General features: G+C 71.0%; 15 protein-coding genes. 10 read left to right on the top strand and 5 right to left on the bottom strand.

Annotated elements, in window-relative coordinates; all coding sequences use genetic code 11:
• A partial coding sequence (locus AXW62_RS15195; RefSeq protein ID WP_060945011.1) for an MDR family MFS transporter occupies positions 1 to 1,143 on the bottom strand: 1,143 nt, incomplete at its 3' end.
• 250 nt (positions 1,144 to 1,393) lie between these two features.
• Between AXW62_RS15195 and AXW62_RS15190 the strand changes: the two genes are divergently transcribed.
• Positions 1,394 to 2,185 (top strand): SAM-dependent chlorinase/fluorinase, encoded by a 792-nt coding sequence (locus AXW62_RS15190; RefSeq protein ID WP_060945010.1) that lies wholly within the window; start codon positions 1,394 to 1,396, stop codon positions 2,183 to 2,185.
• 77 nt (positions 2,186 to 2,262) lie between these two features.
• Here the strand turns inward: AXW62_RS15190 and AXW62_RS15185 are convergent, their stop codons facing one another.
• Entirely contained in the window at positions 2,263 to 3,492 is a 1,230-nt protein-coding gene (locus AXW62_RS15185; protein WP_079105609.1) for a condensation domain-containing protein, read from the bottom strand.
• 720 nt (positions 3,493 to 4,212) lie between these two features.
• Between AXW62_RS15185 and AXW62_RS15180 the strand changes: the two genes are divergently transcribed.
• From AXW62_RS15180 to AXW62_RS43940, 3 genes are all read left to right on the top strand, one after another.
• Positions 4,213 to 5,289, top strand: coding sequence for a pyridoxal phosphate-dependent aminotransferase (locus tag AXW62_RS15180; RefSeq protein ID WP_060945008.1), 1,077 nt, complete (start codon positions 4,213 to 4,215; stop codon positions 5,287 to 5,289).
• Positions 5,286 to 6,335: an SAM-dependent methyltransferase gene (locus AXW62_RS43945; RefSeq protein ID WP_060945007.1), complete on the top strand. Its 1,050-nt coding sequence runs from the start codon at positions 5,286 to 5,288 to the stop codon at positions 6,333 to 6,335. The genes AXW62_RS15180 and AXW62_RS43945 overlap by 4 nt, the downstream gene beginning before the upstream one ends.
• A gap of 110 nt (positions 6,336 to 6,445) precedes the next feature.
• On the top strand, positions 6,446 to 8,323 hold the full coding sequence (locus AXW62_RS43940; RefSeq protein ID WP_159060884.1) for an AfsR/SARP family transcriptional regulator: 1,878 nt from the start codon (positions 6,446 to 6,448) through the stop codon (positions 8,321 to 8,323).
• A 145-nt stretch (positions 8,324 to 8,468) separates the two neighbouring features.
• Here the strand turns inward: AXW62_RS43940 and AXW62_RS43935 are convergent, their stop codons facing one another.
• The 3 genes from AXW62_RS43935 to AXW62_RS15155 are packed head-to-tail and all read right to left on the bottom strand — an operon-like array spanning position 8,469 to position 13,265.
• Positions 8,469 to 9,680 (bottom strand): ATP-grasp domain-containing protein, encoded by a 1,212-nt coding sequence (locus tag AXW62_RS43935; protein WP_060945005.1) that lies wholly within the window; start codon positions 9,678 to 9,680, stop codon positions 8,469 to 8,471.
• A gap of 47 nt (positions 9,681 to 9,727) precedes the next feature.
• Complete coding sequence (locus tag AXW62_RS15160) at positions 9,728 to 11,446, bottom strand: nucleotidyltransferase family protein (protein WP_079115632.1); 1,719 nt, start codon at positions 11,444 to 11,446, stop codon at positions 9,728 to 9,730.
• On the bottom strand, positions 11,406 to 13,265 hold the full coding sequence (locus AXW62_RS15155; protein ID WP_060945003.1) for a non-ribosomal peptide synthetase: 1,860 nt from the start codon (positions 13,263 to 13,265) through the stop codon (positions 11,406 to 11,408). The genes AXW62_RS15160 and AXW62_RS15155 overlap by 41 nt, the downstream gene beginning before the upstream one ends.
• Before the next feature lie 494 nt (positions 13,266 to 13,759).
• Here AXW62_RS15155 and AXW62_RS15150 point away from each other — a divergent pair, with 494 nt between their 5' ends.
• The 6 genes from AXW62_RS15150 (at position 13,760) to AXW62_RS15125 (ending at position 19,602) form a co-directional block, all read left to right on the top strand.
• Positions 13,760 to 14,827, top strand: coding sequence for a myo-inositol-1-phosphate synthase (locus tag AXW62_RS15150; protein ID WP_060945002.1), 1,068 nt, complete (start codon positions 13,760 to 13,762; stop codon positions 14,825 to 14,827).
• Positions 14,824 to 15,588: an SDR family oxidoreductase gene (locus AXW62_RS15145; RefSeq protein ID WP_060945001.1), complete on the top strand. Its 765-nt coding sequence runs from the start codon at positions 14,824 to 14,826 to the stop codon at positions 15,586 to 15,588. Before AXW62_RS15150 ends, AXW62_RS15145 begins: the two co-directional genes overlap by 4 nt.
• Positions 15,581 to 16,012, top strand: coding sequence for a RidA family protein (locus AXW62_RS15140; RefSeq protein WP_051885676.1), 432 nt, complete (start codon positions 15,581 to 15,583; stop codon positions 16,010 to 16,012). The genes AXW62_RS15145 and AXW62_RS15140 overlap by 8 nt, the downstream gene beginning before the upstream one ends.
• Positions 16,009 to 16,923 carry a carbohydrate kinase family protein gene (locus tag AXW62_RS15135; RefSeq protein ID WP_060945000.1) on the top strand — a complete coding sequence of 305 codons (915 nt, stop codon included), beginning with the start codon at positions 16,009 to 16,011 and terminating at the stop codon, positions 16,921 to 16,923. Before AXW62_RS15140 ends, AXW62_RS15135 begins: the two co-directional genes overlap by 4 nt.
• Entirely contained in the window at positions 16,920 to 17,582 is a 663-nt protein-coding gene (locus AXW62_RS15130; protein WP_060944999.1) for a hypothetical protein, read from the top strand. Before AXW62_RS15135 ends, AXW62_RS15130 begins: the two co-directional genes overlap by 4 nt.
• A 61-nt stretch (positions 17,583 to 17,643) precedes the next feature.
• Positions 17,644 to 19,602: a B12-binding domain-containing radical SAM protein gene (locus AXW62_RS15125; RefSeq protein ID WP_060944998.1), complete on the top strand. Its 1,959-nt coding sequence runs from the start codon at positions 17,644 to 17,646 to the stop codon at positions 19,600 to 19,602.

Genomic DNA, 19,602 nt, shown 5'->3' with positions numbered 1-19,602 from the left:
GCCCAGCACGGCGCATCCGCCCCACAGTGCGGCCGCGCCGAGGTTGTCCAGGACGAAGCCCGCGGCCAGGGGCGCCACCAGACCGGCGGCGGCCCACGCCGAGTTGTAGACGCCCTGGTAGCGGCCTCGGCTCCGCACCGGGGCCAGGCTCACCACCAGGCCGTTCTGGGTGGGCGCGTTGATGACTTCGGCCAGCGTCCACAGGGCGACGGTCAGCGCGAACGCCGGGGTGGAGCCGGCCAGTGCGGTGAGCCCGAAACCGGCGCCGGCCAGGAGGGAGGAGAACACCAGCAGGGGCCGGACGGCACGGTGCTGGATCATGCGGGTCACCGGGACCTGCACGGCCACGATGAGGATGCCGTTGACGGCGATGGCCATACCGTATTCGGCGCCGCCCAGGCCCTTTTCCCCCATGGCCAGGGGAAGTCCGACGAATCCCTGCTGGAAGACGAGCGCGAGGGCGAACGCGAGCACCACGATTCCCATGAAGCGCCCGTCACGGAAAACCGGGGTCGCGTCCTTCGGGGAGGACCCGTCCGTCTCCTCGACGGGCCGGGACTCCGGTATTTTCACGTAGACGATCAGCCCGCAGGCCAGAGCCAGTACGCCCTCCGCCGCGAAACCGGCGAAGTAGTTGTACTCGACGACGAATCCGGCCGCCACGGCGGATACCGCGAAACCGAGATTGATGGCCCAGTAGTTCAGGGAAAACGCACGGACGCGGTCCTCGGGAGGTACGACGTCCGCCACCATGGCCTGTGTGGCCGGGCGCGAGGCATTCGAGGCGACGCCGAACAGGAACGCCATGACCGCGATCGAGAAGGGATCGCGCACAAGCCCCAGAATCACCACCGAAACCGCGGTCGAGACCTGTGCCACCAGGAGCACCGGCCGTCTGCCCAGCCGGTCGGCCGCGATTCCCGCCATGGGTGAGACGATGATCCCGCCCGCGCTGTAGAGGGAGACCACCAGGCCCGCGTAGGAGGCCGAATAGCCCCGGTCGGCGGTGAGATAGAGCGTCATGAACGTGGCGACGAAAGAGCCGAGCCGATTCACCAGGGTGCTGGTCCACAGCCACCAGAAACCGGCCGGTAATCCGCCGGTGCTCTCCCGCACGTATTCCTTCACATTGGCGATCGCCACACCGCTCCCCAGAGGTTCTCAGTCGTTTCGGGAAGGAGGGCAGCGAAATTATCACAGCCTTCCCCGGGGCTCCATTCGCCAACCCTCGGCAGGCGCTGTAACGAGGAGTCTATGCCGAATCTATTCAAGATCGACAATCGTCGGCGATGCTGTACGGCGGCGGGCGGTGTGTGATCGCCCGCCGGGTCCTGACGAGGCGTCGCAGAGCACGTCGGCCTCGTCCGCTGCGCAATAACCAAGAGGGCGATACATGCGTCGGGTCGTCGTGGTCACGGACTGCACGGACGTTGCGTTCAATGAGATGTGCGGTGCGATTCACCGGGAAGCGGACCGGATCGGACGGCCGGTCGTCGTGGAACCCGTTGTCCCGGTTGTCCCGTTCTCCGAAATCAACGCCTCGTTCCTGACCATGCTGATGGCGGACAACTACCCCGAGGGGACGGTTCTCTACACCCTGGTGTCCAAAACGAACAATCTGGAGCGGACCCACGAGGTGATCTGGGGCGAAACCCTCTCCGGGCATCTGTTCGTCGGCTCGAACTTCGGCTATTTCGGCTGGCTGGCCCGGGACCTGGGGGTCAAGCGGGTCTATGAGATCAAGGACGTGCCGCAGACCCCGTTCTCGGGGAAGACGTTCATCGCTCCGATCGTCGCGCGCATAGCCGCCACGGACGAGGAGGAGCTGACCCGTCACCCCTACGACGTCCACGACATCCACGACGTGGACATCCCCGCGGGGTCGGTCGTGCACGTCGACAACTTCGGCAACGCCAAGCTGAAGGTGGACGTCGGCGCGCTGCGGAACCGGGATGTCGTGACGCTCTCGGTGAACGGGAAGCCGGTGTGCGAGGGGGATGTGGTGATCGCGGCGGTGGAGGGCAAACAGGGCGACGGGACCGGGATCGACACCAGCGCCCTGCGGGACTACGCGCGCCCCGCCGAGGTCGTCTGGGTCGCCGCGATGCCGACGCTCCCGAACGGCAAGACCGACGTGCTCGCGCTGGAGGCCGCCGCACGAGCGTCCCTGATGTCCGGGGCATGACCTCGTCGAGCGGCCGGCCGGGCCGCGGAGTTCCGGTGGCTGGTCCAGGGTGCTCCGCGCGCCCGGCCGGCCGCGTGTCAGCGGGCCGGCCGGGCGGCGGCGTCCAGCGGCTCGCCCACCGCGGCGAACCAGGCGTCCACCTGCTCGGGGCTCACGTACCTCGGGCGGTACACCGCCATGCAGCGCACCGCGTCGCGGGTGTCGGAGATCCACACGCTGAGGTCGAAGAGGGCGGTCGTCATCACCGGCAGTTCCGCCTGGGCCCGGGCACCGCCCAGGTCGAGTTCGTCCTCGGGGTAGCCCGCGATGAAGATGGCCCGCCGGTTCTTCGGCATCGTCTCGCCGGTCGGGTCCACGTCGCGGACCTGCTCCAGCACGGCGTCGAACGGCAGCCCCTGGTGCTGCATCGTCCACACGACCCCGTCGCGCACCGCCCGGACGGTCGTGGCCAGGTCCGCGTCGCGCCCCGCGTCGACCACCACCGGGAGGAGGTTGACGAAATTGCCCATCACCGTCCCGGCCTCGGGCACGAACCGGCCGGGGAACGGACAGAAGAACGCCAGCTCGTCGTTGACGACGGAGGGCCGCAGCGCGTGCAGGATCTTCGCGGTGGCGAGGACGAAGCTGGTGACCCGCAGCCGCTTGGCCTCGGCCACGTGCTCGCGGTAGCGCTCGCCGTCGATGTGGCAGACCCGGTACGCCCCCTCGGCGGTGCCCTCGCGCCACGAGGTGGTGTCGCCCAGCATCACCTCGGGCACACCCGAGGGCAGCCGCTCCCGCCAGGCGGCCCGGAGCCGCTTGCCGCTCTCGCCCTCGAGCACCGGGCGTTCCACGGCCGCCACCTCGGCGAGCGTGGGCCGGCCGGCCACCGTGGGCTCCTCGTCCGCGGCCCCGTACGCCTCACCGACGTCCCGCAGGAACCGCGCGTAGGAAATGCCGTCGCAGACGGAGTGGTCGATCCGGATCACCAGCGCGAATCCGGCGGCGCCGTGCAGGAGGACCGCACGCAGCGGCGGGTCGCTCCGCAGGTCCAGCACCCGGCCGCTCTCCCGCGAGGCGACCTCCCGGGCGCGGGTACGCAGGCGGTCCCATGGCGAGGCGCCGAGATCCTCCCGCTCCAGCAGCGCCGGGGGCAGTGGCAGCTCGGCGTACTGCGCGCCGTGCTCCCCCGCCGTCCGGTAGGTGCTGTGCAGTGCGGGATGGGCGCGCACGGCCCGGCGCAAGGCGCTTTCGATCCGTTCCGGGTCGGCCGTTTCGCCCGGAAAGTAGTAGGCGTTGCAAAATGATGCTTTCGGAGGTGATGGCACCCGATTCGGTGGTCTGACGACGCATTCCCAGGGTCATCCGGCGCGGGAGGGACTTCCAATCCCGCCGTTCTCGGCACATCGCTCGAAAAACCTCCGCAAAACAGTCCGGACGCCGGCCTGGAGACGACATGGAAATGCTCGCGCGGGCGATATTACCTCAGGTACGCGCCAGCGCTCCACACCGTTGCGCAGAAACTAGAGAAATACATAGTCCGGGTCGCTCCGGGGCATCGGAAAGCGAGTCCGCACGCAGTCTCCAGCGGTGGACGAAAGTGTGCGGATAACCCCCTGGAGAGCCCGTGGCCAGGCGATACCAAAGTCGGTAAAAAGTTCGGAAAGTCCCTGCGGGAACACCCGGTGGCCATACCGGCATTCATGGCGGGTTTCCGCCATATTGACGGACCGTCAACCCACTGCTAACGTGTGATGTACGTTACTAGCAATGTGAATTACGCTGGCAGCGCAGTTCGGGTACGTCGCAGGTTCGGTACATCGCGGTTCAGGTGCATCACAGTTCAAGTACGTCGTATTTCAGGTACATCGTCACCAGCTATTGAAATGAGCGGCATTCTTACGGCGCGCCAGGCCGACCGGTCGGTCGGTCGGCAGCCGTCGGTCGGGGGACTGGAAAACCGGAAGGAGGTAGGCCGAGCGCCTCGGAAGTTTCTCCACGAGGACCTTCCACACCCCATGAATGCGACCAGCAGAGGTGGCGAAACGATGCTTCCGAGCACCGCGACAGCGTGGCCCGGCTCCCCCTCGTCGACGGTGGGCCCCGAGGCACAGCTGCATCTCAACGAGAGCCCGCTCGACCCCTCGGGACTGGCCGTCGAGCACGTCATCCGCGCGGCCAGGACACTGAACAGGTACCCGCAACACCTGCGCGGCCGGGTGCACCGCGCCGTGGCCCGGCACCTCGGCGTCCCGGCGGACTCGGTGCTGCTGACCAGCGGCGTGGACGAGGCCGTGGATCTGGTGTTCTCACTGGTCGACACGGCCTGGATCACCTCTCCGGGGTTCCCCGGCTACGCGGACCGGGCGGCGGTCACCGGCCTGACCACGCGGACCATCCCGCTCGACGACGACTGGCAGCCGACCCTGCCACCCGCGAGGCTGACCGAGGGGGGCGCGGTCCTGCTGGCCCAGCCGTCCAACCCGACCGGGACGCTGTTCGACCGGAGCTGGACGGACGAGGTGATCAGGCGGGCGGAGCTGGTCTTCCTCGACGAGACCTACGGACACTTCGCCGACCGGCCGCGGTCCTGGGTGCCGGGTGTGGCACACGCGGCGAACCTGCTGGTGTTCATCAGCTTCTCCAAGGCGTACGGCCTGGCGGGGGTCCGGGCCGGCGCGGTCGTGGCACAACCGCGGGTGATCGCGCGGCTCGCCGCCGTCCAGCGGTACGACAGCGTCGACTCGATCGCGCTGGCCGCGGTGGAGGGCACCCTGGCCGACACCGACTACCTCGCCGCGCTGCCGCGGTATGTGCGGCGGCTCCGACGGCTCTACACCGACCGGCTCACCGCCTGCCCGGTCTTCGCCGAGGTGCGCGGCACCCAGGCGAACTTCGTGCTGGCCCGCCCCGTCGCGGCCGACGGCGCCGCGGAACTCGTGGCGCGGCTGGCCCTCCGTGGCGTACGGGTGTGCAACGCGGCCGCGCTGGGACTGCCCGGCTGGATACGCGTCAGCGTCGGCACCGAAGAGGACTTGCTCACCCTGCTGGCCGCGCTCGGGGACAACCCTCCGGGCAACGCCGGAACACCGTCCCCCTCAACCCGACCGGAGAACGCCCAGTGATCGAGCCCGACTTCGAGGACCGGCTTGTCGAGGCCATCCAGCCGATCCGTCAGTTAGCGGTCGCCAACGCGATCCACCAGCTGCACGACAGCGGACTGTACGCGTCCCTCGCCGATCCCGGCGGCATCCCGCTCGACGAGCTGGCCACCCGCCACTCGATGCTCGCCGACCGGCTGAGCGGTTTCCTCCGGTATCTGCGCAACGAAGGCTATGTGACGGTGGCCGTGGACCGGTGGACACTGTCGGAGAAGGCACGGCGGCTGGAGCCGTTCCTGCCCTGGTACACCTTGCTGGTGGGCGGGTACGCCTCGACGTTCACCCAGATCCAGGACACGCTGCGGACACCGGGCGGCTACGCGTCCCGCGACGGCGGCAAGGTCGGCCGCGGAAGCTGCGGCATCAGCATGTTCGACGCCCTCCCGCTGGCGAGGACGCTCATCGACACGACCGGGGCGGCCGATGTCACCGTGGTCGACGTCGGCTGCGGCGACGGATCCTTCCTCGCCGAGCTGTGCGCCTCCCACCCGGGGGTGTTCGGCGTCGGCCTCGAACCCGACGCCGGGGGCTTCGCACTGGCCGAGCGGACCGTGGCCGAGCGCTCCCTGGAGGGCCGGATGGAGGTGCGCCACCACGGCGCCACCGACCTGCGCCCCGACACCGTGCCCGCCGGCCGCCCCGTGGTGTTCATGGCCGCCTTCGTCCTCCAGGAAGTGCTGGAACAAGCGGGCGAGGAGGCGGTCCTCGCGATCCTGCGGAGCAGCGTCGAGGCGCATCCGGACGCGCACTGGGTGGTCATCGAGGTCGACCACCGCCCGGAGGACCAGGAGCTGATGGGCAACGGCCTGGGGCTCGCCTACTACAACCCGTACTACCTGCTCCACACCGTCACCGAACAGCGGCTGGAGACGCGTTCGTACTGGGAGGGGCTGTTCGCACGGGCGGGTCTGGAGGTCGTGCGGCTGGCGCATCCGGACCCCCGCGTCGACTCCACCTCGCTGGAGCTGGGTTATCTGCTGCGCCGGTGTCGCGGGGAGACGGCCCGGTAAGCGCCTCCGCGCTCACCAGGGCTCTTCGCGGCCCCGTTGCCCAGCAGACCGGATTCCGTGCCCCCCATTCAGCACGGAATCCGTACCAACGTGAGGACGGAGTGGTTCCCTTGCCTGCGACGAACGACTCGTCAAGGCTCCGTTTCTCGGTCCTCGGACCGGTCCGCGCATGGCGTGGCACGACCGAGGTCGACATCGGCCCCCACCTTCAGCGCGCGTTGCTGAGTGTCCTGCTGCTCAAGGAGGGAGGCCGGGTGTCGGTCGGCGAACTGGTCGACGCCCTGTGGGGCGACGACGCGCCGACCACCGCGGAGAGCGGCATCCGCACCTACGTCTACCGCCTCCGCCGTGCCCTGGACCTGCCGGGGTCGCGGCGGCCGTCCGTCATCGAGTCGTCCGGACACGGCTACTCCATGCCGCTGGACCGGGTTTCGCTGGACCTCATGGACTTCCGCGAACACGTCGAGCAGGCACAGCTGCACCGGCTCGCGGAGGACCACGCGCAGGCCCGTGAGCGGCTGCGGGCGGCGCTCGCGCTGTGGAACGGGGACACGGCGCTGTCGAACATCCCCGGCGCGTTCGCCGAGAGCCGGCGGGCCCGGCTGGCCGAGGAGCGGCTCTCGGCGATAGAGGACCTGCTCCTGCTGTCGGAGGACGACGGCCTCGCCAGTGTGCAGTTGTCGAAGATGTTCAGCCTGGTGCGGGACAATCCGCTCCGGGAGCGGCTGTGGGAGAGCCTCATCTCCGCGCTGTACCGGGCCGGGCGCAGGGCCGAGGCGCTGCTGGCGTTCGAGGAGTGCCGCCGGACGCTGGCGAACGAGCTGGGCGTCGGCCCCGGCGCCTCGCTGCGGAATCTGCACGAGCGGGTGCTGCGCTCGGACCCGGAGCTGCTGCGCGCCCCGCACACGGCCGCCGGCCGGATGCGGACGGCCCCGAGGAGAACGGCCCCCCTGACCGACCTCGCTCCCGCGCAACTGCCTTCGGACCTCCAGGTGTTCGCCGGGCGGACGGAGGAACTGGCCCGGCTGCACGCCATGCTGCCGGCCGAGGACCAGCGGCCCACCTCGGTGTCGGTGGGGCTGATCACCGGGATGCCGGGCGTGGGCAAGTCGGCGCTGGCCGTGCACTGGGCGCACCAGGTGGCCGACCGTTTCCCGGACGGGCAGGTCTACCTGGACCTGCAGGGCTATGACGCCTCGGGGTCGCCGATGCCGGTCGACGAGGCGATGCGCCTGGTGCTCCAGTCGCTGGGCGACGACATCCGGGACCTGCCGAGGGACCGTCTGGCGCTGCTGGCCCGCTACCGCACCCTGCTGTCGCGGGTCCGCTTCCTGCTGGTCCTGGACAACGCCCGCACCGACGAGCTGACCCGGCCGCTGGTCGCGGGCGCGCCGGGCAGTTGTGTGCTGGTGACCAGCCGCGCGGACCTCAGCAGTCTGGCCGCCATCATCGGCGCGACCACGGTGAAGCTGGATGTGCTGTCCCCCGGGGAGTCGCACGAGTTCGTGCGGCGCCGGCTGGACAGCACCCGTCTGTCGCTCGCGCCCGATGTGGTGGACGACATCGTCGAGCTGTGTGAGGGGCTGCCGCTGGCGATGGCCCTGATGGTGGCCCAGGCGGCGGGCAACCCCGGGGCCCCGGCCGCGGACCTGGTGGAGGATCTGCGGGCGGCGAGGAACTCGCCGGTGTCGTCCTCGGCGTCACGGCTGTTCCGGAATCTGGGCCGGGTGGTCTCCTGGTCGTGGTCGGGGCTCTCCCCCGGGGCCGCCGCCCTCCTGGCGGCGCTGAGCCGCAATTTCGCCCGGGAGTTCGACCTCCCGTCGGCGGCGGCGCTGGCCGGGATACCCCGCAGGACCGCGGCCGGGCTGCTGGTCGAGCTGGCCGACGCCAACCTCATCACGGAGGTCGAACGCGGTGTGTACCGGTGCCACACCCTCGTCCAGGTGTACGGCCGGGAGGCGGACCGGGGCGCGCGGTGTGCCACCTGACGGAGTAGCCCACGCCGGGCGCGCCACCGGGCGGGCAGCCGCCCGGGACGGTTGACGATCGTCCGGTGTCCGCGCGCCGCGCCGGTGGCGGGCTGGCACCCGGCCGCCCGCCCCGGCCGGGCACCGCTGCCGCGGTGGCCGTCGTTCACACCGGCTCGGTCACCAGCTTGTGCGCCCCGGCGATCTGTGCCAGCCGGTCCTCCATGACGTCGATGCCGGGCAGTTCCACGAAGAGCAGCGCCGCCATCACCGTGGACCGCTTCGGCGACTCCAGCACATCCCCGGGCCGCGCCCTGATCTCGGCCCTGGTGACGCCGGGGATCTCCAGGAACCGCTCGGCGGGCGTCATCTCCACGACCCGGCCCTCCTCCGGCGGGATCATCACGTTCAGCGTCACCTTGTCGGTGCGGCGGGGGCGGATGTCCGCCCGGCCGCCGGTGCACACCCGCACCATCTCGGCCCACAGGTCCACACCGCAGTGGCGCAGCACGGCCTCGGGCACACCGCCGCCGGCCGGACGGCAGGCGATCTCACCGATCACGAAGCCGGTGTCGGTCCGGAACAGCTCCAGGTGGGTCGCGCCGTCCTCCAGCCCCAGCGCCCGCACCGCACGGGCGTTCAGCCGCAGGATCTCCTCCTGGTCGGGGTCGTCCTCGGGCAGGGTGTAGGAGCCCGAGATCCGGTCCAGGTTGCCCAGCAGGGGGTCGAAGTAGCAGGACGGCAGCGCGAACGCGACCTCACCGCCGGACACGATGCCGTCGCAGTGGTACTCCTTCGTCATCCGCACGAACTTCTCGACCAGCAGCGCTTGTCCGCACGCGCCCAGTTCCGCGGCGTCGGACGTACGGAGGAACCCGGCCGCCTCCGCCGCCGAGCGGATCAGGAACGTCAGGGCGGTGCCCGAGCCCACCACCGGCTTCACCACGACCGGCCAGCCGATCTCCTCACCGGCGTCGGCGAGCCGGTCCAGCCCGGTGATCAGCCTGCTGTCGGCGACCGGGAGGCCGGCCGCGCGCAGCGCCTTCTTCATCGCGTCCTTGTTGGTGAAGGCGGTCGCCACCTCCAGCCCGGTCCCGGGCACCCCGAAGTAGGACCGCAGATAGGCGGCGACCAGCTGGCCGCGCTCCCCGGGGGCCACCACGTAGTCGATGTCACGCCCGGCGGCCAGCCGCAGCACGGCCTTCCGCGCCGCTTCCAGGTCCCGGGTGTCCTCGATGGCGACGGTCTCGGTGCCGGCGCCGATCATGTACCGGTACTCGTGGTCGGTGAGCGCCAACAGCTCGACCTCCGGGTCCTGCTCCAGGATCCGGATCGGTTCCGGCTTGCCGCCGTTCACCAGAAGGACTCTCTTGCGCATACCGCTCTCTCCGAACTTTCGTGTTCCGACGTACCCATCCGGCTGCCTCAGCTCCGGTTCCCCGAGCGGAGCGCGACCAGGCCGAGCCGGTCCAGCCAGGTCGACACCGCGGCCGCGGCTCCCACCGGCGCGTTGTCCAGGGTGTGGTTGCCCGCGGGGAACTCCTGCCGCGCCGAACGCCCGTCCCGCGCCGCCGCGCCGGCGGCCAGGAGATGCGCGTCGTGTGTGCGCCGCTCGTTGTCCTGCCCTCCGTGCAGCACCAGCACCGGGCACCCCACCCGGCCCAGCCGCCGGCCCGGGGAGCAGGCGGTGAGGTCCTCGGCGAACGCGGGGCTGACGGCGGAGCCCAGGAAGCTCCAGCCCCCGTCGTCGCCCGTGGACTCGGCCACCGGGTCGACCACCGGGCTGACCGCCACCAGGAAGTCGGGCGAGGGGTCCGCGAGCGCCGCGGCCAGCGCGACCGTGCTGCCGAGGCTGACGCCCACGAACCCCACGGCCGTACCGGGGGACCGCGTCCGCACCGCATGCGCCCGTTCGCGCAGCTCCGCGACGGCCGCGCCGACCGTCAGCGGGTCGGCGACGTCCCGGAACGGCGCGGACTCCTCCACGGTCACGTCCGCGGCGGCCAGTTGGGACCGCAGCTCCGCGACCCACGGCGCCGAGCGCTCCCGGCTGCCCCAGCCGTGGCACACCACGATATGGGCGGAGCGCGGGGCGGGCGGCGCGGGCGCCTCGTCGGCGTCCGGGACGGGCGCGGGGACCGGCGCCCCGAGGTCGGCACCGCATTCGTCGGTGAGGAACCGCAGCGTCCGGGCCACCGGGCCGGCGATGTGCGGATAGCGGTCGGTCGCGGTGTCCCATGCCGCCCCCGCCCGGCCCCGGGCCCGGATCAGCTCCGCGGCGTCGGCGAACGGCTTGAAGCGCCGCTCGCCGAAGACGGCCGTGTCCAGGTACGCCCGGTAGCACAGCAGCCATGTCATGGTGTCCGCGTCCAGGGTGCGCAGCTCGGCGCCCCGGTGGCGGACCGTCACGGCGTCGCGGAGCAGCTCGGCGGCCGGGATCGGGTAGGCGACCCCGGAGGCGCTGCGGTGGCCGAGGTCGAAGTGCAGATCGACGCTGAGCACCGAGCGGATCCCGGCGGAGGTCCACACGATCTTGCGGTCGGGCAGCCAGCGCTCGATCCCGGGTTGCATGTCGTCCAGCTCGGGCAGTTTCAGCAGCCGGCACATGGGCGCGAGCTGGCCGAACGACCCCTGTTCCTGTTCCAGTTCGCGCACCGACCGGCTGCTCATCCGGACGAAGGCGTGGTCCTGGATGTTCAGTCCGCGGATGTAGCCGAGGGATTCCAGCACGGCCACCGCCGCCGCCACCTGTTCCTCCGCGACCAGCAGGTCCAGGTCGGTGGTGACGGGCATGCGCCCGGCGGGGCGGTCCAGCAGGGCGCCGAGGAACGGGCCCTTGTTGCCCGCGACGGCGATGCCGGCCGCGTCGAACGCGGCGGTGATCTCCTGCCACGCGGCCATCTGGTGGGCGGCCGTCACCGCGGCGAAGCGGCGTGCGGCCTCCAGCCCCTCGAACCGGTCGAAGTCCTGGTCCCCGTGGAGCAGATGGGCGACGCGCCTGCGCTCGGCGCGGTCGTACACGGCGTCCAGCGGCGCGGGCACGGTCTCGGGACGCCTGCCCCCCACGGCCCGCAGCAGATAGGAGTCGATCTCGTCGAACGACTCACGACGCCAGTCGCGCAGCAATGCCTCTTTCAATCTCATCGGCGAGCTCCAGGGCCGTGGGGTGGATGAAGATGGAGGCGTCCGCCGAGATGTCCAGGCCGAAGATGCGCTGGACGTACTCCTCGATGTCCTGGGCCGCCCGGACGGCCTGGAGGGAACCGCCGCCGCCCGCCTCGAAGAAGTTGTCCCCGGCCTCGATGTCCTCGGTCTTAAGGACCTTCCGGAAGATGCCGAGCACCTGGCCGGCGATCGCCTCCCGCCCGGTGCCGTCCGGGGCGGGCCGGGCGGCGCCCGCGCGGTCGTCGAGGTGGGCGTGCAGCCGCGACTCGTCGAGCTTTCCGTGCGTGCCGGTGGGCCATGCGCGGACGAACACGAAGTGGCCGGGCACCACGGAGGCGGGGAGCAGCTGGGCCAGGTGGCCGCGCAGCTCGGCGGCGAAGGCGGGCAGCCGGAAGAAGGGGGTGTCCGGGTCCCCGGCGGCGGCCAGGACCACGGGGGCGGGTTCGACGAACGCGACCAGCCGGCTGCCGCCGTCGAAGCGGCGCACCAGCGTGTGCGCGGAGTTCACCCCGGGGTACCGGGACAGATGGCTGTCGATCTCGGAGAGTTCGACCCGGACACCGCGGAACTTCACCTGGCGGTCCCGGCGGCCGAGGAATTCGAGCACCCCGTCCTCGCGCTGCCGGACCAGGTCCCCGGTGCGGTAGACGCGGTCCGCCGGTATCAGCGGGGGGTGTTCCAGGAACGCGGCGGCGGTGGCCTCGGGGAGGTTCACATACCCCTCGGCCAGCCCGGCGCCGGACAGCCACAGCTCCCCGGCGCGACCCGGCCCGACGGGTCTGCCGTCCGCGTCGACCACATGCGCGGCCATCCCGGCGATGGGGCGCCCGATGGGCACCGGGCCCCGCAGGTCCCGCGGTCCGACGAGGTGCCAGGTGGCGTCGATGGACGCCTCGGTCGGCCCGTACAGATTGGCCAGCCGGGCCGCGCCGAAGCGGTCCAGCGCCTCGGCCGCCAGTTCGCCGGTGAGCGCCTCGCCGCTGGTGACCAGCAGCCGTACCGAGTCCAGCGCGGGATCGGCGCCGTGTCCGGGGTTGGCCTGGAGGAACGCGCCGAGCATGGCGGGCACGAAGTGCAGCACGGTGATGCGCCGGTCCCGGATCAGGCCGTGGAGGTAACGGCCGTCCAGATGGCCGCCCGGCCGTGCGAAGACCACCGACGCGCCGTTCATCAGCGGCCACAGCAGCTCCCACAGCGAGACGTCGAAGCTGATCGGCGTCTTCTGCAGGATCCGGTCCTCCGGGCCGATGCCGAGCGCGTCGCCCATCCACACCAGCCGGTTGCGCAGCCCCTCCTGCCCGCTGAGCACCCCCTTGGCCCGGCCGGTGGATCCGGAGGTGTACAGCAGGGAGCGGAACGCGTCGGCCGCCCGCGTGCCGGGGGTGCGCTGCGCGCCGGCGGTGTCCCGCTGCGCGGGGGCGGTGTCCAGGGGCAGGGTCGTCAGGTCCGCGAACCGGTGGGCGCGGTCGGTCAGCACCAGGTCCGGTGCGGCGTCCTCGACCATGGCCGACAACCGGGGAGCGGGCAGGTCCGGGTTGAGCGGCAGATAGGTGCCGCCCGCCTTGAGGATGGCGACCAGGGCGATGAGCAGCCGGTTGCCCCGGTCCGCGTGCACCCCCACCACCGGTGACGGCCGGCCCGCCCGTTCGGCCAGTACGGCGGCCAGCCGGTCGGATTCCCGGGCGAGTTCCCGATAGGTGATCGGCGCGGGATCGCAGGCGGCGACGGCCTGCGGGGCCAAAGCCACCCGGCCGACGATGTGTTCCAGGATGTTCTTCGGTCGGCCTTCGTCCTTCATTTTTCGTCAGACCCTATCGGGATGAATACTCGGAATGCGGTCGGCATTACCGCCGGCGCAGGAGATGCGCGGAACGCTAGCAGCCGCCGCACACCATGGTCAACGACGCAAACCAGCAGTCCCGAGGGGATCCGCCCGCGCCTATATTTTTTCTATCTCCAATCTATTTCTTCGCTACCGAAGGCCCGGCGAAGCAGCCGTCCTGCCCCATTGGACGCCGTTCTCGGCCCCATTCCTCCGGCTTCGCGGGCGCCTTCGGCCCATAGTTTTCCAATTGGCGCCGGGATAGCATTTTCGTTATGCCCGGAGAGAGCCTCTCCGGGTGCTTGACCGGCAACACGAATGCTCCCTACAGTCAGTTTTCGTTCAGGCGGAAAGAACCTCGAAAACGCGCTGAGCGGTTCCGCGCGTGCCGCGACCGGCCTCTTCGGCACCCCGGGATCGCTTTCGGGCGGACGCGGCCGAACTCGACCGGCAACCGGGGAGGACGACCCATGACCGTTCCTGTGAAACTCGCCGTCGCGGGTGTCGGAAACAACATATCCGCCCTCGCCCAAGGGATTCTCCATTACGCCGACGCGGTCGCCGGCGGCGCGGACATCGACGCGCTGCCCGGTGTCCGGCGCGGGTCCATCGGCGGACTGGCGGTGTACGACGTCCAGTTCGTCGCCGCCTATGACATCGACCCCGGCAAGATCGGGACCGAACTGTACGACGCGATGCTCCGTCCTCCGAACAACTATCCGCGGCTGGACGTCCGGCTGGAGCCCACCGGGGTGACCGTCGAACAGGGCCTCACCGACAGCGACGAGCACGCCGGACCCCTGTCCGACCAGATCGTGCGGCTCGCGGAGTCGCTGCGCGCCGCGGGCGCCGAGGTGCTGCTGTACTCGCTGCCCACCGGTCTGCAGTGGGCGGCCACCGCCTACGCGGAGGCGGCGCTGGCCGCCGGGGTGGCGTTCGTGAACTGCACCCCCGAGTCGGTCGGCCGCGACGAGGAGCTGAGCACCCGGTTCATCGCCGCGGGGGTGCCGCTCATCGGCGACGACCTGGCCAGCCACCTGGGAACCTCGATCGTCCACCGCTCCCTGCTGGGGCTGCTCGCCGAGCGCGGCATCAGCCTGCACAGCTCCTACCAGCTCAACCTCGGCGGCAACCAGGACTTCCGCAATCTGCGCGACCGGGGCGCGTCCAAGCGCGACTCCAAGCTCAACGCGCTGGCGAAGGCCGGTGTCCAGCTCGACCGGGTCGATGTCATCCCGTCGGCCGGTTTCGTGGCCCATCTGGAGGACCACAAGGTCGGCTACCTCAACATCGAAGGCGTGGGCTGGGCGGGCACCCCGGTGGAGATCGACCTCAAGCTCAAGGTCCAGGACTCCAGTAACGCGGCGGGGGTCATCATCGACCTCATCCGGATCGCCGCCGCGGCCGTCCGCGTCGGCGAGAAGGGCTTCGTACCGGCGGCGGTGCCGCTGCTGAAGTCGCCGCCCAAGGGGCACGGGGCGTACACCGAGGTGGAGGTCGAAGCCAGCTACGACAGCCTCGCCGCGCGGATCGCATGACCGCGGCGGTGCGTGACGAGGACTGGGTGCTGGTGACCGGGGCGACCCGGGGCATCGGCCGGGCGGTGGCCTTCGCCCTCGCGGAGGCCGGCTACCCGCTGGTGCTGTGGGCCCGCACCGGCCGGGAACTGGAGGAGATCGCGGCGGAGATCACCGCCCAGCACGGCACGCCGGTGCGGATCGCCTCCGTCGACGTCTCCGTCGCGGCGGAGGTGGACAAGGCGGTGGCGGATTCGCTGGCCGGGATCGCCACGCTGCGCGGGGCGGTGATCAACGCGGGTGGCGGCATCTGGTCGTCCATCGAGGAGATGGCCGTCGAGGACTGGCGCGCGGTGGTGGGCACCAATCTCGACGGCGCCTTCCACACCCTGCGGGTGGCCATGCCGCTGCTGCGCGGGCACCGCGGCGCGCAACTGGTGGGCCTCGCCTCGGACTCCTCCTACGGCTCGTTCCCCCAGCGCGGCGCCTACTGCGCCTCCAAGGCGGGGTTCCGCTCGCTGCTGGAGACCGCCCGCCGGGAGCTGCGGGAGAGCGGGGTCCGGGTGACCGTCCTGGTGCCGAGCCGGGTGGACACCTACTTCCGGGGCAAACAGCCGGGCGACCGGCCGGAGGCGCTGTCGCGGACCGAGGTGGCCGAGGTGGTGACCACGCTGTTCGCGATGGAGCCGAGGGTCGAGGTGCGGGAGGTCCAGCTGTCGTCGATCCACTCGTCCTTCGGGCCGTTCCCGGAGGTGGCACCCGAGGAGCTGACCGATGTCTGAAACGCCGGCCACCGGGTCCGCGGTGCACGCCGTACAGCCCGCCGGGCACACACCGCCGATCGGCCGCTACTCCCCCGCGGTGTCCGTGCCGGTGGGGGGAGGGCGACTGGTCTTCGTCAGCGGCCAGGTCTCCGCCGACGGCGAGGGGCGGACCATCGGCCCCGGGGACGCGGCGACGCAGGCCGAGACGGTGTTCCACCGGATCTCGGAGGTGCTCAAGGCCGCCGGCGGCACCCTCGCCGACCTGGTCAGCCTCGTCATCTACCTCGTCGACCTGGACGACTTCACCGCGGTCTCGACCGTGCGCAACCGCGTGCTGGCCGACCCCGCCCCGTCCAGCACCCTGGTCGAGGTCTCGTCGCTGGCGATCCGGGACCACCTGGTGGAGATCTCCGGGGTCGCGTTCGTACCGGACGGGCGATGAGCCGGGCCGCCGCGCGGGTGCTCGTGGTCGGCAGCCTCAACACCGACCTCATCATCCGCACCGACACCGAGCCGCCCGACGACGGCGCGGCCCGGGTCACCGGCCTGGCCACCGCCAGCGGCGGCCACGGCGGCAACTGCGCCACCGTCCTGGCCGCGCTCGGCTGCCGGGTCTCCCTGGCCACCGTGGTCGGCGACGACGCCGAGGGCGCGGCCATGCTGGCGGAGCTGGCCGGCGCCGGGGTGGACACGGAGCCGTCGCAGACGCTGCCGGGAGCGTCCACCGGACGGGTGTTCATCCCGGTCTACCCGGGCCGGCGCCACATGCTGATGCACCGGGGCGCCACCGATCTGTGGGATCCGAAGAGCTGCGAGACGGTGCCGTTCGGCGCCTACGCGGCCGTCGTGCTGTTCGACCCGCCGGAGCCGGTGGCGCTGCGGGTCCTGGAGCTGACCGCCGAGGCCGCGACCCCGGTGTTCTGGAACCCCGGCGGGCTCCAGGCCGCGCGGTTGCCCGGACAGGCCGCCTCGGTGCGGTGGCTCGCGGTCAACCGCGCCGAGTACCGGGCCGCGTTCGGCGCCGAGCCGGACGCCCGGCACCTGGGCGGGGTGTGCCGGGGCCGGGACCAGACCGTCGTGGTCACGCTCGGCCCCGAGGGGGCGATGGCGGGCGAGGCCGGGGAGGTACGCCGGATTCGCTCCCGCCGGGTGGACACGGTCGACGCCACGGGCGCGGGCGACGCGTTCGCGGCGGGTTTCGTGGCGGCGTACCTGCGCGGCCGCTCCCTTCCCGAGGCACTGCGCTGGGGTGCCGCGGCGGGCGCGTACGCCGTCACGGTGCCGGGGGCGCGGGCTCCCGGGCTGACGTTGGCAGAGGTTGACAAGCCGCATCCGATCGAGGAGGTGCCGTGAGCATCGAGATCATGAAAGAGGCCTTCCAGGGCGTGGACTGGGGCGAACTGCAACGGGTCCACGAGGCGGCGGCCAAGGCGCTGCCCGCCCTGTCCGATCCCGCCGTGCTCGGTCTGCTGTGGGACCGGATGCGGGGATCCGAGGAGCTGGCGTCGAAGTCCGAGCGGTTCAACGCCTTCGAGAAGTACGTCCTGCACGACGACCCCGGAAGCGGTCTGCGGCTGCGGCTGCACATCTTCTCCGAGGAGGCCGTGGAGGAGGCGCACAACCACCGGGCCAGCTTCAGCTCGCTGATCCTGCACGGCAGCTACCGCCATCTGCTGTACGGCAACGTGGAGGACATCTGGGGCGCGGAGGAGTCCCCCGCGACGCGTCCGGAGCCCCGGTTCATCCAGGAGCAGCTGCCCGGGACCAGCTACACGCTGCACAACGCGTTCGTGCACTCCACCTACGCCAGTCCCGGCACGGTCAGCCTGGTCATCCAGGGGCCGAGGGACCGCTCCAGCTTCCGCATCTACGACCTCGCCAAGGGGCTGACCCGCACCCGTCTGGGCGCGGCGGCCGCCCAGGGTGTGCAGGAGCCGGGGGAACGCAAGCTGACCGACCGTGATCTGGACCTGACCCGCAACCGCCTGGCCGAGGCGGGGCTGCTGCGCTGACCGGCGTCTTCCAGCGGCGTGCGACACCGCATCACAAGTGCGAAGGACACATGAGGACACGATGAAGAGAAGCCAGCTGTCCCTCACCGTGATCGACCCGTTCCACGACCACCACAACGAGGACGAGGACTTCGTGGTCGGTCTCGTCCACCCCTATCTGGTGGAGGCGTGGCAGAAGAACCGGCTCAAGTACCGCGAAAGTCTCGCCCTCGGGTACCTGGCGGCGGCCCTGGACCGCCACGGCTTCGAGACCACCAGCATCAACGCGGAGCTGCTCAGCCTGGGCCCGCCGGACGTCGCCGAGCGGCTGCTGGCCGACCCGAGGATCCGGCTGATCGGCATCTCCGCCAAGTCCCAGCGCACCTACCGCGCCGCCAAGCAGATCGCCGAGCTGGTGAAGGCGGCACGGCCGGAGGTGCACATCACGCTGGGCGGTGTGTTCCCCAGCGCGGCGGACCAGCAGATCCTGGATGACTGCCCGCACGTGGACTCCATCGTGCGGGGCGAGGGCGAGCACGCCATCGTGGAGCTCGCGGCGCGGCTGAGCCAGGGCCTGCCCCTGGAGAAGATGCGCGGCCTGTCGTTCCGTTCCGACGGCGCCTTCCGGCGCAACCCCGACCGGCCCCGCATCCGCAACCTGGACGAGCTGGCGTTCCCGGCCCGCCACGACCTCGCGCAGATGATCAGTGAGGGGGCCACTCCGTCGTCCGCCTATCTGGTGGCCTCACGGGGGTGCTACGCGTCCTGCACCTTCTGCTCCATCCACCAGATCTACGGGGACCACAATGTGGTGCGCCGCAGTCCGGGGAGCATCGCCGACGAGATGGAGTCCATCAAGTCGCAGTACGGCATCAGCCGGTTCTCCTTCGTCGACGACCTGTTCATCATGCCCTCGCCGAACGGCATCCGGTGGGTGCACGAGTTCTGCGACACCCTCCTCGAGCGCGAACTCGAGGTGAACTTCTACGCCGAGATGCGGGCCGACACCATCGAGCGGTCCCTGGTGCGCAGGCTGATGGACGTGGGGATGCACCGGCTGTTCATCGGCGTGGAGTCCGGTGTGGACTCGGTGCTGGTGCGCTGGGACAAGGGGACGACGGTCGAGGACAACAACAACGCGCTGCGCGAACTGCGCGAGATCGGTATGTCCCCGCACCAGATCAACTTCGGCTACATCATGTTCGATCCGGAGATGACCTTCGCGGAGCTGAAGGAGCAGTACCGCTGGATCCGCGACTCCGGATACGCCAAGGTGCAGCATCTGCAGAACAAGATGAACATCTACTGGGGCACCCCGGAGTACCGGCGCCTGATCGCGCAGGGCCGGGTGGACGACTCGGCGCTCGGCGAACGCTGGATCTACACGTTCGACGACCCCAAGGTCAACGCGTTCGAGCCGGCGTTCCGGCGGTTCCACCGGACCTATGAGGCCGATCCGCGCAGTATGGCGGTGCTCGCCGCCCGCGAGGCGTTCATCGCGCGGATCCGGGAGGACCGCAGCCTCACACCGATGCCGAAGTGGCTGCACCAGTGCCTGGACCAGGCCATGCGCCGGGTCGACCAGGCCGACCGGGACTGCTACTTCTACTTCTTCGAGCGGTACTTCGACGCGCTGGAGGACACCGACGACCCCGGTGAGGAGACCGAGAAGGCGATCTGGGCGGAGCTGAGCCCGCTGCTGGACGAACTCGCCCTGGACGCCAAGCTGCTGCAGACCCTCGCCGAGGGGATCGACAAGATCACCGCGAACCCCGACGAGCTGCCCCGGGCCCCCGAGGTCCCGTCCGGGGACACCGGAACGGCGACCGTATGGCTGGCGGCGGACGAGCAGGGCTCGCACGGTTTCCGGGTCGTCCTCGGCCACTCGGGCACCGACCGCTACGACCACGCCTGTGAACGGGTGCGGCTCCCGGCGGACGGCGGGGAGATCACCGCACACCGCAACCCACGGGCGCGGGAGCTGCTCGTCGCGGCGGGCTGCACCCCGCTGCCCCGGCTCGCCGAGGGAGCGAAGGCGTGA

Source organism: Streptomyces hygroscopicus subsp. hygroscopicus, assembly GCF_001553455.1.
In the GTDB taxonomy this organism is placed as follows: domain Bacteria; phylum Actinomycetota; class Actinomycetes; order Streptomycetales; family Streptomycetaceae; genus Streptomyces; species Streptomyces hygroscopicus.
This window is presented reverse-complemented; position numbering and strand designations above follow the sequence as displayed.